The following is a 13003-nucleotide window of genomic DNA, read 5'->3' as shown; positions in this document are numbered from 1 at the left end:
CGTTCTCCTTTTCCCGGATGGTTATGGATATCAGTTCCTGGTTCCCCCTTTGGGGGAGCTGTCATGCAAGGCATGACTGAGAGGGCGAGGTCGTTACAAAACAGCCCGTATTGCCACGCCCCACGCCAGTGCAAAGGCGCTTGCCACGTACATCATCCGGTTGGCACGCAGGATATCCTCCGGTTCAATGGGGCGCAGCGGATCGCCGATGGTGGGCTTGGCGTAGTATTCGCCAAAGTAATAGGCGGGCCCGGCCAGCTGCACCCCCAGCGCACCGGCGCAGGCGCTCTCGGTCTGGGCGCTGTTGGGGCTGGCGTGGTTCCGGCGGTCCCTCCGCCAGATCTTCCACGCCCCTTTTGCGTCATTGTGCGTAAAGGCCGCAGCAGCCACCCACAGCAGGGCGGCAAGGCGGCTGGGAAGGTAATTTGCCGCATCGTCCAGTTTGGCCGGGATGCGGCCAAAGTAGAGATATTTTTCGTTTTTGTAGCCCAGCATACTGTCCATCGTGTTGATGGCCTTGTAGGTCAGGGCCAGCGGTGCCCCGCCGATGAGCATATAGAGCAGGGGTGCGATCACGCCGTCGCTGGCGTTTTCGGCCACCGTCTCCACAGCGGCCCTGGTCACACCTTCCAGCGTCAGATCCTGGGTGTCCCGCCCCACGATGCGGCTGACCGCCCTGCGGGCAGCAGGCAGGTCGGGCTTGACCAGTTCCCGGTAGACATTGGTGCTCTCCTGCGCCAGCCCCTTTGCGGCCAGTGCCTGCCCGCACCAGAACATCTGGACGGCCAGCCCCAGCCACGGGCTGATGCGGGCAGCTCCCAGGCAGACAAGGCTCGTCAGCAGAAAGGTGCCCACCGGCAGGCAGAAGGCCACAATGGCACCGCCCAGCAGTTCCCCCTGAGGCGTTTTTGGCAGGCGGGCCCGCAGGCGCTTTTCCAGCGCCGAGATGGCCTTGCCCATGTACACCACCGGGTGGGGCAGCCAGGCCGGGTCGCCAAAGAGGCAGTCCAGCACAAAACCGCCGAGTACTGCGTATTCGATCATCGGGCATCCTCCTTTGTGTACTGCACAGTCTTCAGCAGGTGCAGCACCCGCTGCTCCGCCCAGTCTCCTGCATCCAGAATGTAGCCGCCCGCATTGGGGGCGCACCAGTGGTAATAATCCGCATGTGGCAGGGCGTAGCGCTCCATGGCAGCCATCTGGGTGCCGCCGTGGGCCAGAATGACCAGTGTCTCTTCCCCATCGGCAAGGGCCTTGTCCACCAGTGCGGCAAAGGCCCTGCACACCCGCTCCGAAAAGACAGCCTTGGTCTCGCCGTCCGGGCAGGGGCTTTCGCAGTTGGCATTCACCCAGGCCAGATAATCCGGGTCGTGCTCCATCTCAATGAAATTGCGGCCCTCAAAGCTGCCGAAGCACATCTCCTGCAGGTCCTTCACCTCCACGAGCCTTGCACCCGGGAAGAGCACCTCAGCGGTCTGCCGGGTGCGGCAGAGCGGGGTGATATAGACCGTCTCCGGCCGGAGGTCCGCCTGCCGCAGCCGGGCGCGGCCCGCGGGGCACAGGGGGATATCCCGCTGGCCCTGATAGCGCTTTTCGGCGTTGTAGGCCGTCAGGCCGTGGCGCAGAAGATAGATCAGCATGGGGGCAGTTCTCCTTTCAATACGGTGGGGATACCGCAGAACATCTGCACCACGCACCTGGCCCGGGCCGCCAGCAGGCAGGCCAGCCGTCCGGCGGCTTCCCGTGCGGCCCGCTCCCCTGCGTCCACGGGCACCACGCCGCCGCCCACCTCGGTGGCCATCACGATATCATAAGCGGAGAGCTCCTCCGCAAGCTTTTCCAGATCCTCGGCCTCTGCGGCCAGGGCCTGCACCTCCGCAATGCGGGTGCCGGGCAGGCGCTGGGCAAAGGTGCGCTTGCCGCTGTACAGCGGCCCGGTGATAAAGATCATAACAGTCCTCCCCACTGGCAGGCACACAGCACCGCCAGCATCCACAGCTCGGCTTTCTGCAAAAACCACCCGGCCAAATCGCCGGTGATGCCGCCAAACTGCTTGTTTGAAACAACATGATAGCGTGCAAACACAAGAAACGCCGCCAGCACCAGCGCCCAGCCGCCCAGTGCCAGCAGGGCGGCGCTGAGCAGAGCGGCCAGCACCATCAGCACCCGGCGGACAGTAGTTCGATCCGCCGCCGTGGCAAAGGTGTGGGCAAGGCCTGTGTTCTTTGCCATCGGGAACGATGCCACGGCCAGGCCCGAGAGGGCCCGTTCCAGCACAAGGGCCAGTGTCCAGCACAGGCCCACCCGGGGCGTAAAGTTCACGCAGGCGCAAAGGGCAAGGTAAGCCGCAAAATAACTGCACAGCCGGATCACCGCAAAGGCACCGCAGTGGGGATCTTTGAGGATCTCCAGCTTCTTTTCCCGGTCGCCATAGCTGGAAAGGGCATCGCAGGTGTCGGCATAGCCATCCAGATGGATGCCGCCCGTGACCCAGACCGGGATCAGGCAGAACCCCGCCGCTTTTGCGGGCATCGGCAGGGGCAGAGCGCCGCACAGGCACCACAGCCCGCCAATGACCACCCCGATGAGCGGGAAGGCACACATGGCATACCGCATGTTTTTCTGGTTCCACGCGAACTGCGGCACCGGCAGGGCCGAAAACATGGCAAAGGCCACTGCAATGGTCTGCAATCCAATCATTTTTCCACTCCTTTATAATAGACCGGGATGCCGCACACCACCCGCACCACATGGTCAGCCCGGGCGGCAAGGGCATTGTTCACCTGCGCCAGCGCTTTCAGGTAGCGCCCGGTGTCGCCTGCATAGTCTGCACCGCCGCTGAACACCTCGTTGGAGACCACGATAAGGTGCGCGCATTGTCCGGCCAATTGGTCCAGTCCTTCCAAAATGGCCGAAGCCGCATTTTCTCCCGCCCCGGCGGGGTCGTAGAGCTCGTTGGCGGTCAGGTTGCCCAGATCCTCCAACAGCGCAGTTCCCCGGGCAGGCAGACGGATGTTTTCCAGATGCAGGGGGCACTCCACGGTCTCAAACTGCTTTGCCGCCCGCATCTTCCGGTGCTTTTCCACCCGGGCGGCACACTCGGCATCCCACACCTGCATGGTGGCGATGTAATAGCGCGGAAGCGCGGTTTTCAACACCAGGCTCTCGGCATACCCGCTCTTGCCGCTGGCGGCACCGCCCAATACCAGCGTCAGCATTGGGGGGTGTACGGCGTAATGCCGCCCTCCGTGAAGGAATAGCAATCGCGGTAAACGGCCAGTGCCATATCCCACAGCGGGATGCTTGCCACCGCTCCGGTGCCCTCGCCGAGATGGAGCCCGGCGGTGAGCAGGGGCGCTTTGCCCAGCGCTTCCAGCACCAGCCTTGCTGCCGGTTCGGTGGAGCAGTGGCTGGCAAACACGGCCTTTTCCGCGGCGGGGCAGAGCCGCACCGCGCACAGAGCCGCCACCCCGCTGATGAAGCCATCCATCAGCACGGGCAGGCCTTCCAGCGCGCCGCCCAGAAAAACACCGCACAGCCCGGCGATGTCGAACCCGCCCAGCTTGGAAAGCACGTCCAGAGGGTCAGCGGCATCGGGCTGATTCCGCGCAATGCCCCGCCGGATGGCATCCAGCTTGCGGGCAAGCCCTGCATCCGAAAGGCCCGCGCCCCGGCCTGTCATCCGCTCCACGGGCTGACCCAGCAGAACAGCGGCCACGGCGCTGGAGGTGGTGGTGTTGCCGATGCCCATCTCCCCCGTGGCCAGCAGCTGCACCCCCGCCGCCTTCTGCGCCCGGACAAGCCCCATGCCCGCCGCAATGGCATCCACCGCCTGCTGGCGGGTCATGGCAGGGCCGGTGGTGAAATCCGCCGTCCCGGCGGCAATGCGGCAGTTCTGCACCCCGGGCACCGGCTCCCCGGCCATGCCAAGGTCCACAGGCACCACTTCGCAGCGGGCCGTTTTTGCCATCTGGCAGACACTGGTGCGCCGGGCGGCAAGGTTCTCGGCCACGGCCCGGGTCACGCTCTGGTCCGTCTGGCTCACGCCCTGCGCCACCACGCCGTTGTCGGCGCAGAGCACCAGCACGGCCCGGCGGGAAAACGCCAGCTCTGCCGTGCCGGTCAGGGCGGCGGCATCCTCCAGCATGGTCTCCAGCCTGCCCAGCCCGCCCAGCGGCTTTGCCAGGCTGGCCCAGTGGGCGTGGGCGGCGGTGCGTGCGGTCTCGTCCGGCCGGGTGATCCTGGAAAGAAGCTGTTTCAGTTCAAGCTCTGTCATTGATCCTGTTCCTCTTGATGATAGTGTGCGGCGGCATCCACGAACCGCCGGGGCAGGGCCGTGCCCGCCCAATACAAATGCGGGAAGCCCGCATAGAAATGCTCGTTTGCAAAGCCGCAGTCCCATTGTTTCCCGTTTGGCTTTGCGGCGGTAAAGCCGGTGCCGTTGTCTGTGGAATCCCAGTGGTGGAACTCGTGCACCGGCAGACGCTCCCCGGCGCGGAACAGCATACTGTCGGCGTGGGCAGTCAATGCCGCGTATCCAAACCGCACCAGCCGCCCCACCCGGAAGCCCTGCCCCGGCAGAACGCCTGCCATGGGCCAGCGCTCCCCGCTGGCATCCTCCAGGCTCTGGCCCAGATAGAGAAAGCCCCCGCACTCGGCCACCGTGGGCAGACCGCGCTCCACAGCCCGGCGCACAGAGGCCAGCATGGAGCGATTCGCGCTCAACTGCCCGGCATACAGCTCCGGGTAGCCGCCGGGCAGATAGAGCCCGCCGATCTGCTCCGGCAGGGCGGAGTCCTGCAGGGGGCTGAACCAGCAGAGCTCCGCCCCCGCCCGCTCCATCGCTTCCAGCGTTTCGGCGTAGGTGAAGCAAAACGCCGCATCCCTTGCAACGGCAATGGGAACGCGGGGGCGCTGTTCCGCTGCTCCCTGGGGCAGCAGCTCTCCCGCAAGGGGGAGCCGATCTGTGTGCACCAAAGGCGCTGCGCACTCAGTCAGGGCAAAAAGCTTTTCCCAATCCATCACCAGCGCATCGGCCATCCGGCTGATCTTCTGCTGTAAGTCCGCAATCTCCCCGGCCGTTTTCAGGCCTAAGTGGCGGCTCTCAAGGGCGGCATCCGGCAGGTGGGGCAGATAGCCCAGCACCGGCAGGCCGGTCTCCCGTTCCAGCATGGGAGCCAGCAGAGCATATAAATGGGGGACGCAGTCATTGAGCAGGATGCCCGCCAGATGGCTGGGGGTGCGGAACTGTTTCAGCCCGTTGATCTGGGCCGCCAGCGTCAGGCTGGCCCCTCTGGGCTGGACCACCAGCAGCACCGGCAGGCCCAGCGTATCGGCCAGATGCCAGGCACTGGCGGTATCACTCACGCCGCCCAGTCCATCGTAAAAGCCCATGGCACCCTCGCACACGGCTGCCCCGTGCCCGGCGGCGGCCTGCGCATAGAGCACGCGCACCGTCTCCGGCGCGGAGAAAAACAGGTCGAGGTTGTGGCTCTCCACCCCCAGCACGGCCCGGTGAAACATGGGGTCGATATAGTCCGGCCCGCTCTTGAAGGAGCAGGGGTCCTGCCCCCGCCGCTTGAGCGCCGCCAGCAGAGCGCAGGTCAGTGTGGTTTTGCCGCTGCCGGAACAGGGCGCGGCCACAAGAAATTGGATCATTTACGTTCTCCTGTGATAAGGAAGATGGGGTTATTGGCCATCAGCAGGTGGAGCCTGCCCGCAGGCCGGGTGCGGCTGACCGCGACCTGCGTCACCTCCGCGTCCAAACCGTGGGCAGTCAGTGCGGCTACGGCGGCGCTCAGCGTTTCCAGCGCAATGGCAGAGATGCAGATGCGGGCGTTCGGATTCCGGGCAAGCACCGTGTCCACCACAGCCTCCATACCCCCCTTGGTCCCGCCGATGAACACGGCATCCGGGGCGGGCAGGTCAGCCAGCGCGGCGGGGGCGCGGCCCTCCACCAGTGTCAGGTTGCAGGCGTGGAACGTTTCCCGGTTCTGCCGGATGAGCCCGCAGGCCTCCGGGTCACACTCCACGGCATACACATACCCCCGGGGTGCGGCCAGCGCCAGCTCCACGCTCACGCTGCCGGTGCCCGCCCCCACATCCCACAGGGTATCGGCAGGCTGCACGGCCAGCTTGGCCAGCGCCGCCGCCCGCACCTCCTGCTTGGTCATGGGCACCTCTCCCCTGTGGAAGGCTTCATCCGGGAAGCCGGGCACCCGCCGGGGCGGCTGAGGAAGATGCTCCACAAGCAGAACGCTCAGGCTTGCAAACTGCTTTTGCGCAAACTCCTGCGCCGTGCCGAACAGGATCTTCTCCTCTTTCCTGCCCAGCTCTTCGCCCACCAGCACATGGGCATCGCCCAGCCCGGCAGCAGCCAGCCGGCCGCAGAGGGAGGCGGGCGTTTCTGCCCCGCCGGTCAGGAAAAACACAGGCTTTCCCCCGGCTGTCAGGCACTCGGCCACCGGGTCGCAGGCACAGCCGTGGGCCGAGACCAGCTTCCACTCCTGCCAGGAGCGGCCCACCGCAGCGGCCAGCAGCTGAACGCTGGAAAGCCCCGGCAGCACCCGGCAGGAGATGCCAAAGGCCCGCAGCATCGGCAGCAGCTGGGCCGCACCGGAGTAAAACCCGGTGTCGCCGCTGTACACAAGGGCAGCATCCACCTCCGGGTCAGCCGCCAGCGCGGCAAGGACATCCTCAGGCTGATACAGGGCCTTCCGGTGTTCCGTGCAGCCCTGCGGCAGCTGTTCCAGCAGGCGCTTTGCCCCCAGGATCAGTCCGGCGTTCTGCAGGGCGGCAAGGCCCTGCGCGGTCAGGCTTTCCGGCGTGCCCGACCCCATCCCGATGAGTGTGATCATTGCAGCATCTCCTTACAATGTGTCAGGATCTGTTCCGCCGTTTCGCCCTGCTCGGCCGGGCGGCGGATGACGATGAGCTGTGCCCCGGTGTCCTGCGCTGCCCGGGCTTTTTCTTCAAAGCCGCCCGCCGCGCCGCCGTCTTTGGTAACGAGGAAGCGGATGGCAAACTGCTCCATCAGCGCCCGGTTCAGCGCATAGGAGAACGGCCCCTGCATGGCGATGATGTTCTTATGGGGGATATCTGCCCCCTCGCAGGCGGCAATGCCCTCCCGGGTGGGCAGGACACGGGGAAAAAGCCGTGCCGGTTCCAGCACAGCAAAGGCAGAAAGCTCCTTGGCCCCGGTGGCAAGCAGGACATTTCCCTGCGTCCGGGCCAGAAATCCCGCCGCATGGGCCGCAGAGGCAAACACCATGCTCCCGGCAGGCAGCGGGCTTTCGGGCCGGAGCAGGCGGCGGTACTCCGTGCCTGCTGTTTTGCAGGCTGCCCGGATGTTCCGGGTGGCCTCCACCGCATACGGATGGGTCGCATCCACGCAGAGGTCAGCCCCCTGCAGCAGGGCGGCCATCTCCTCCGGGGTCAGCCGCCCGCAGTGGACGGTGATGCCGGGCCTTTCGCCCTGTTCCTCGGCCCCCAGCGGGGTGGCCACGCTGACCAGTACCTCGGCCCCCAGTGCGGCCAGCTGCTTCGAAAACACACGGCCCTCGGTGGTGCCGCTGAATACCACGGCCCTCATGCGCGGTACCCCCGCGGCGTGACCATCCGCCCGCTCAGCTGGCGGGTCTGGGCGTTGCCGACAAACACGGTGGTGAACATATCCACCGGGGTGGTTTCCAGCGCAGCCAGAGTCAGAACGCGGCTTTCCTGCCCCTCCCGGCCAATGTTCCGCACAATGCCGCAGACCGTTCCGGGTGCTTTGCCGTTTGCCAGCAGGATGCGCACCGCCCGCGCCAGATAGTCCGGCCGCCCCTTGGAGGAGGGGTTGTACAGCGCGATGCAGAAATCCCCCATGGCCGCTGCCGCCAGCCGCCGCTCGATGACCTCCCACGGCGTGAGCCGGTCAGAGAGGGAGAGCACGCAGAAATCGTGGGCCAGCGGAGCACCCAGCACCGCACCGCCGCTCAGGGCGGCGGTCAGGCCGGGCACCACCTCCACCGTCACGTCCGGGAAGTGCTCGGCCAGCTCCAGCAGAGGGCTTGCCATGCCGTAGACCCCGGCATCTCCCGAGCAGACCAGCGCCACCGCCCTGCCGCTCCGGGCCGTTTCCAGCGCCCAGCGACAGCGGTCGATCTCCTTGGTCATGCCGGTGGAATAATAGAGCTTGTCCGGGAAGTAGGGGCGCACCAGATCCAGATAGACCGTATAGCCGCACAGCACCTCGGCTTGCGTTAAGGCGCTCTGCGCCTGTGCGGTCAGAAACCGGGGATCCCCGGGCCCAAGCCCGACAACAAAAACAACATTAGGCATCCTGCCACCTCCAATCCGGGGCAAAGGGACGAAGCGCCAGCGCAAAGGTCACGCCGCCGCCCGCCTGTTTGGGAAGAATGATCGTGCCGCCTGCCGCCAGCACCGCCGCCCGCTCGCAGACATTGTCCACACCGGTCACGCTCCGGACAAAGGCCGAAGGTGTGAACTGCCCGGGGGCGTTCTGCAGCTGTGCGGCAGAATAGAACTGCACCGGCCAGCCGTGGGCTCTGCAAAATTCCAGCAGGCCCGGCTCATGGGCTTTCAGGTCGATGCTGGCTGCCGCCGTGATGCACGCTGCCGCAAGGCCGTGGGCCGCGCAGAACTGTGCAAAGGCTGCTTCCAGCTGTGCGGCGCTGGTCCCCCGCCTGCACCCGATGCCCAGCACACCGATCTTCGGGATCAGGTGCAGCGCATCGCCCGCCGGGAAAAGGTTCAGGACAAAGTCGGCGCGCTCTGCCTCCCCCGCCGGGACCACCCCGGCAGGGGCCTGCCCGGCGATGGGGAATTCCGAGCGGTACCGCACCGGCCCGCCCGCCAGCAGCCTGCTGCTGACGCGCTTGATGCGCTCCGGCTCCAGCACGGCGCAGTTCTGGTGCCTGGCCCACGCATCCACGGCAAACACACCGTTGGCATCGGTTGCCGTGGTAATGACCGGCACCGCACCGCAGACCGCCGCCAGCGCCCGGGCCAGATCGTTGGCCCCGCCCAAATGGCCCGAAAGGATCGGCACCGCAAAATGGCCGCACTCGTCCAGCACCACCACGGCAGGGTCCACCGCCTTGTTCCGGCAGTGGGGCGCAATGGCCCGCACCGCTATGCCCACAGCCCCCACAAAGATCAGGGCATCCCCATGGGCGAACTGCTCCGCAGCCCAATCGGCAAGGCCGGGCCCGCCATGGCCGCAGCGGGCCACGGTGCCGGGCAGGGCACCGGCCAGCTTTTGGGCCAGCGCCAGCCCTTTTTCCGTAAAGGCGAGATAGGCGCGGGTCACTGGTCTGCCCCCTTGCGGAACTCCGTCGTAAAGGTTGGGTCGTAGAGCTTGCTCCGCTCATACCGGGTGCCCAGAAATTCCCCCACCACGATGAGCGCTGTTTTGGTGATGCCGTTGGCGCGGGTGCTCCCGGCCAGCGTGCCCACGGTGCAGCGCACCACTTTTTGTTCCGGCCAGCTTGCCTTGTAGACCACGGCGGCAGGAGTCTCCGGCGTGTAGGCTCCGCCCGCCAGCAGGGCCTGCTGCACCTTGTCGATGAGGCCGATGGAGAGGAAGATCACCATGGTCGCCCCATGGGCGGCAAGGCTGGCCAGCTGCTCCTTTTCCGGCACCGGGGTGCGCCCCTCCATCCGGGTGATGATCACGGTCTGGCTGATGGTGGGCAGGGTGTACTCGGCGTTCAGCGCCGCCGCCGCCCCGCAAAAGCTGGACACGCCGGGGGTATCATCGTAGGGGATGCCGTCCGCATCCAGTGCGTCCATCTGCTCCCGGATGGCCCCATACAGGCAGGGGTCGCCGGTGTGGAGCCGCACAGTGGTCCCGCCTGCGGCATCCACCCGGTGCATCACGTCCAGCACCTGTTCCAGCGTCATCTCGGCGCTGTTGTAAACGGCGCACTCCGGCTTCGCCAGCCCCAGCAGAGCCGGGTTGACCAGACTGCCCGCATAAATGATGCAGTCGGCTTCCTGCAGCAGGGCCGCGCCCCGCCGGGTGATGAGATCGGGTGCGCCGGGGCCTGCGCCCACAAAATGTACCATCTCAATGCTCCTTCCATTCGTTCAGCAGTTGTGCGGCAGTGTCGGTGGCTCCCAGCGGGCCGTGCTGGTTGGAAAACAGCACAGCCCCCACCCGGAACGCCCCGCAGGCCCGCCGGTCAAGGTGGAGCTGGACTGCCCGCAGCAGGCTTTCCAGCACCGGAGCCCGCAGACCGGCGCTGTCCAGGAGTTCCAGACAGGCATCGGTGGTGGCAGCGTTCATCAGGGCGGCGCAGACTTCCCGGGAAGCGCCGCAGAGCGCCGCATGGGTGCAGAACAGCTCGGTGCGGCAGTCGGCAGTGTGGGAATGGGTGTTCATAATGCCACCCGCCACCTTGACAAGCTTGCCCACATGGCCCACCAGAAGCACCTCTTCAAAGCGGGCCGCAGCAGCCATATCCAGCGTGTCTCCAATAAAGTTCGAGGTTTTCACCACCGGAACAGCGTGAAACTCCGGGTATCTTTCGTGCAGATAGTCCAGCCCGTAATTGCCGGGGGCCAGGATGAGCCGCCTGGGGCTGCCCGCCCGGAGAGCGGCCTGATTCATTTCCAGCTGGATGGTATCCAGGATCGCCTGCTGGCTCATAGGCTCCACAATGCCGCTGGTTCCCAGCACCGAAAGCCCGCCCTCGACCCCGATGTGGGGGTTGAAGGTGCGCTTTGCCACCTCTTCCCCGCCCTCGATGGAGATGGTCACGGCAAAGCCGCCGGTGTAGCAGGCGCTCTCGGCTTCCCTTTGCAGGGCCTCGGCGATCATCTGCCGGGGCACATGGTTGATGGCGGCTTCCCCCACCGGCTGGTCCAGCCCGGCCTTGGTCACCCGGCCCACGCCCTTGCCGCCGGAGATGCGGATCTCGGTGGTATCGGGCAGCAATTCTACGGCGGCGATCACGGGCAGGCCGGTGGTCACATCCACATCATCCCCGCCGTCCTTCTCAATGGCGCATTCGGCACCGGCTCCGGCGGGGCGGCAGTACAGCGGGGCCACCTCCACCACGATGCCCTTCGGCGTGCGCAGGGCAACGCTCTCCGGGGCATGGCCGGTGAGCAGGAGCCGCGCGGCCCCCGCCGCACCCAGCGCCGCGCAGGTGCCGGTGGTGTACCCGCAGCGGAGCAGCTTCTGCCCACTGCGGACGTAATGTTCAAACTTTGGCCCGGCAGGCTTTTCCGGGCCGAACACGGCCTCGTACTGCTCCTTGGTCAGGCTGTACAGCGCCCGGATGTTCTCCGGGGCAAAGGCCTCCTTTGGGGTCAGCGCCCCCGAAACGCTGTGCGGGAACACGCAGACCACCGCATCCGCGATCTTCTGCGCCATGTCCAGCTCGTGCAGGCTGACGATCACGGCCAGCCCCTGCTCATGGGCCAGTTTCTGCAGGATGGTCAGCAGCTCGATCTTTCCCTTGACATCCAGAAAAGAGGTCGGCTCGTCCAGCAGCAGAACTCCGGGCTGCTGGCAGATGGCGCGGGCCAGCAGAACGCGCTGGCGCTGGCCGTCGCTGATGCAGTTGAAATCCCGGCCCGCCAGAGGGGAAGCCCCCACCAGTTCCAGCGCGTCCCGCACGGCCTGCCGGTCAGTATCGGACAGGATGCCCAGCCGCCCGGTATAGGGGATGCGCCCGGCGGCGGCAAACTCAAAGCAGGAAGTCAGCTCGGTGCGGCGGGTATGGGGCAGCATCAGGGCCAGCTTCCGGGCCCGGGCTGTGCCGGTGTAATCGGTCAGGCTGCGGCCATCCAGCAGGACAGCCCCGCCCAGGGGGGCCAGCTGGCCCGCCAGCGTTTTGAGCAGGGTGGATTTGCCCGCGCCGTTTGGCCCGATGAGGGCCAGGATCTGCCCCGACACCGCCCCCAGCGTGATGCCGGAAGCAAGGGGCGCACTGCCATAGCCGATGGCCAGCTCTTTCGTTTCACAGAGGTATTTCATCGCACACCCTCCTGACCCCGGCGCACCAGCAGCCAGATGACCACCGGTGCGCCAAACACTGCCGTTACGGCGCTGATCGAAAGCTCAGTGGGGGCAAACATACTGCGGGCGATGAGGTCGCACAGCAGGCAGAAGGCGGCCCCGCCCAGGCAGCACCCGGGCAGCACCACCAGCGGCCTTGCACTGCCGAACAGCTGCTTGACCAGATGGGGCACCGCGATGCCCACAAAGGAAATGGGCCCCGCAAAGGCCGTGACACAGGCGGCCAGCAGGCTGGAAAGCAGCACCAGCAGCCGGGAAAAGGCTTTGACATTGATGCCCACGCTCCGGGCGTAGGCCTCCCCCATCTGGTAGGCGGCCATGGGCTTGGAAAGGCAGAACGCCGCCGCCAGAGCGGGCAGCACCACCAGCGCCGCCGCCCGCACATTGCCCCAGGTCATGCCGGAAAAGCTGCCCTGAGACCAGTTGTGGAGGTTGACGATGTTGCTGTCCTGGGCAAAGGCCACCACAAACTCCGTGACGGCTGAGCAGATGTAGCCGATCATTACGCCGCAGATAACAAGGATGCTCATCCGCTGCACCCGCCGGGAGACCGCCAGCACAAAGGCCATGGAGGCCATGGCCCCTGCAAAGGCGGCTGTGATCAGGGTAAGGGAGCTGGTGAGCAGGCCCTGGTTCAGAAAAGTCACCATGACCAGTGCCACGGCCAGCTTGGCCCCGCTGGAAATGCCCATGACAAAGGGCCCTGCAATGGGGTTGGCAAAAAAGGTCTGCAGCAGGTAACCCGCCGCCGAGAGCGCCGCCCCCAGCAGCACCACCATCACGGCCCGGGGCAGGCGCAGCTGGGTGATGATGCCCACGCTCAGAGCATCCTGCCCGCGGCCGGTCAGGGCCGCCAGCACTGCCCCCGGTGTCAGGGACACACTGCCCCAGAACAGGTTGGCGGCAAACAGCACCGCCAGCAGCAGGGCAAGGATGCCGTAAGAGAAGATCAGGCGCTTTTTGCTGGTCATA

14 protein-coding genes are annotated in these 13003 nt (G+C 66.2%); all 14 read right to left on the bottom strand.

What is annotated here, in order from left to right; genetic code table 11:
- Positions 1-93: 93 nt before the first annotated feature.
- The 14 genes from cbiB to D3F01_RS11240 are packed head-to-tail and all read right to left on the bottom strand — an operon-like array spanning position 94 to position 13002.
- A complete protein-coding gene (cbiB, locus tag D3F01_RS11305; protein WP_242888804.1) occupies positions 94-1044 on the bottom strand; it encodes an adenosylcobinamide-phosphate synthase CbiB in 951 nt (316 codons plus the stop codon).
- Positions 1041-1640, bottom strand: a complete 600-nt coding sequence (locus D3F01_RS11300) for a histidine phosphatase family protein (protein ID WP_242888801.1) — start codon at positions 1638-1640, stop codon at positions 1041-1043. Before D3F01_RS11300 ends, cbiB begins: the two co-directional genes overlap by 4 nt.
- Positions 1634-1951 (bottom strand): bifunctional adenosylcobinamide kinase/adenosylcobinamide-phosphate guanylyltransferase, encoded by a 318-nt coding sequence (locus D3F01_RS11295; protein WP_242888799.1) that lies wholly within the window; start codon positions 1949-1951, stop codon positions 1634-1636. Before D3F01_RS11295 ends, D3F01_RS11300 begins: the two co-directional genes overlap by 7 nt.
- Complete coding sequence (locus D3F01_RS11290) at positions 1948-2700, bottom strand: adenosylcobinamide-GDP ribazoletransferase (protein ID WP_242888797.1); 753 nt, start codon at positions 2698-2700, stop codon at positions 1948-1950. Before D3F01_RS11290 ends, D3F01_RS11295 begins: the two co-directional genes overlap by 4 nt.
- On the bottom strand, positions 2697-3218 hold the full coding sequence (locus tag D3F01_RS11285; RefSeq protein WP_117505892.1) for a bifunctional adenosylcobinamide kinase/adenosylcobinamide-phosphate guanylyltransferase: 522 nt from the start codon (positions 3216-3218) through the stop codon (positions 2697-2699). The genes D3F01_RS11290 and D3F01_RS11285 overlap by 4 nt, the downstream gene beginning before the upstream one ends.
- Complete coding sequence (cobT, locus tag D3F01_RS11280) at positions 3212-4276, bottom strand: nicotinate-nucleotide--dimethylbenzimidazole phosphoribosyltransferase (protein ID WP_242888795.1); 1065 nt, start codon at positions 4274-4276, stop codon at positions 3212-3214. Before cobT ends, D3F01_RS11285 begins: the two co-directional genes overlap by 7 nt.
- Positions 4273-5658, bottom strand: a complete 1386-nt coding sequence (locus D3F01_RS11275; RefSeq protein WP_242888793.1) for a cobyrinate a,c-diamide synthase — start codon at positions 5656-5658, stop codon at positions 4273-4275. The genes cobT and D3F01_RS11275 overlap by 4 nt, the downstream gene beginning before the upstream one ends.
- Positions 5655-6857 (bottom strand): precorrin-6y C5,15-methyltransferase (decarboxylating) subunit CbiE, encoded by a 1203-nt coding sequence (gene cbiE / locus D3F01_RS11270; RefSeq protein ID WP_242888787.1) that lies wholly within the window; start codon positions 6855-6857, stop codon positions 5655-5657. The genes D3F01_RS11275 and cbiE overlap by 4 nt, the downstream gene beginning before the upstream one ends.
- Positions 6854-7591: a precorrin-6A reductase gene (gene cobK, locus D3F01_RS11265; protein ID WP_242888786.1), complete on the bottom strand. Its 738-nt coding sequence runs from the start codon at positions 7589-7591 to the stop codon at positions 6854-6856. Before cobK ends, cbiE begins: the two co-directional genes overlap by 4 nt.
- On the bottom strand, positions 7588-8322 hold the full coding sequence (gene cobJ / locus D3F01_RS11260) for a precorrin-3B C(17)-methyltransferase (RefSeq protein ID WP_005935001.1): 735 nt from the start codon (positions 8320-8322) through the stop codon (positions 7588-7590). The genes cobK and cobJ overlap by 4 nt, the downstream gene beginning before the upstream one ends.
- Positions 8315-9313, bottom strand: coding sequence for a cobalamin biosynthesis protein (locus D3F01_RS11255; RefSeq protein ID WP_242888785.1), 999 nt, complete (start codon positions 9311-9313; stop codon positions 8315-8317). The genes cobJ and D3F01_RS11255 overlap by 8 nt, the downstream gene beginning before the upstream one ends.
- Positions 9310-10071: a precorrin-4 C(11)-methyltransferase gene (gene cobM, locus D3F01_RS11250; RefSeq protein WP_227612723.1), complete on the bottom strand. Its 762-nt coding sequence runs from the start codon at positions 10069-10071 to the stop codon at positions 9310-9312. Before cobM ends, D3F01_RS11255 begins: the two co-directional genes overlap by 4 nt.
- Before the next feature lies 1 nt (position 10072).
- Entirely contained in the window at positions 10073-11989 is a 1917-nt protein-coding gene (gene cbiD / locus D3F01_RS11245; protein WP_242888784.1) for a cobalt-precorrin-5B (C(1))-methyltransferase CbiD, read from the bottom strand.
- A complete protein-coding gene (locus tag D3F01_RS11240) occupies positions 11986-13002 on the bottom strand; it encodes an iron ABC transporter permease (RefSeq protein ID WP_242888783.1) in 1017 nt (338 codons plus the stop codon). The genes cbiD and D3F01_RS11240 overlap by 4 nt, the downstream gene beginning before the upstream one ends.
- Between the last annotated feature and the right edge of the window lies 1 nt (position 13003).

Origin of the sequence: Faecalibacterium sp. BCRC 81149 (assembly GCF_022750605.1) — a bacterium.
Classification (GTDB): Bacteria; Bacillota; Clostridia; order Oscillospirales; family Ruminococcaceae; genus Faecalibacterium; species Faecalibacterium duncaniae.
The sequence above is the reverse complement of the archived record's forward strand: the minus strand, read 5'-3'. Positions and strand labels throughout refer to the sequence as shown.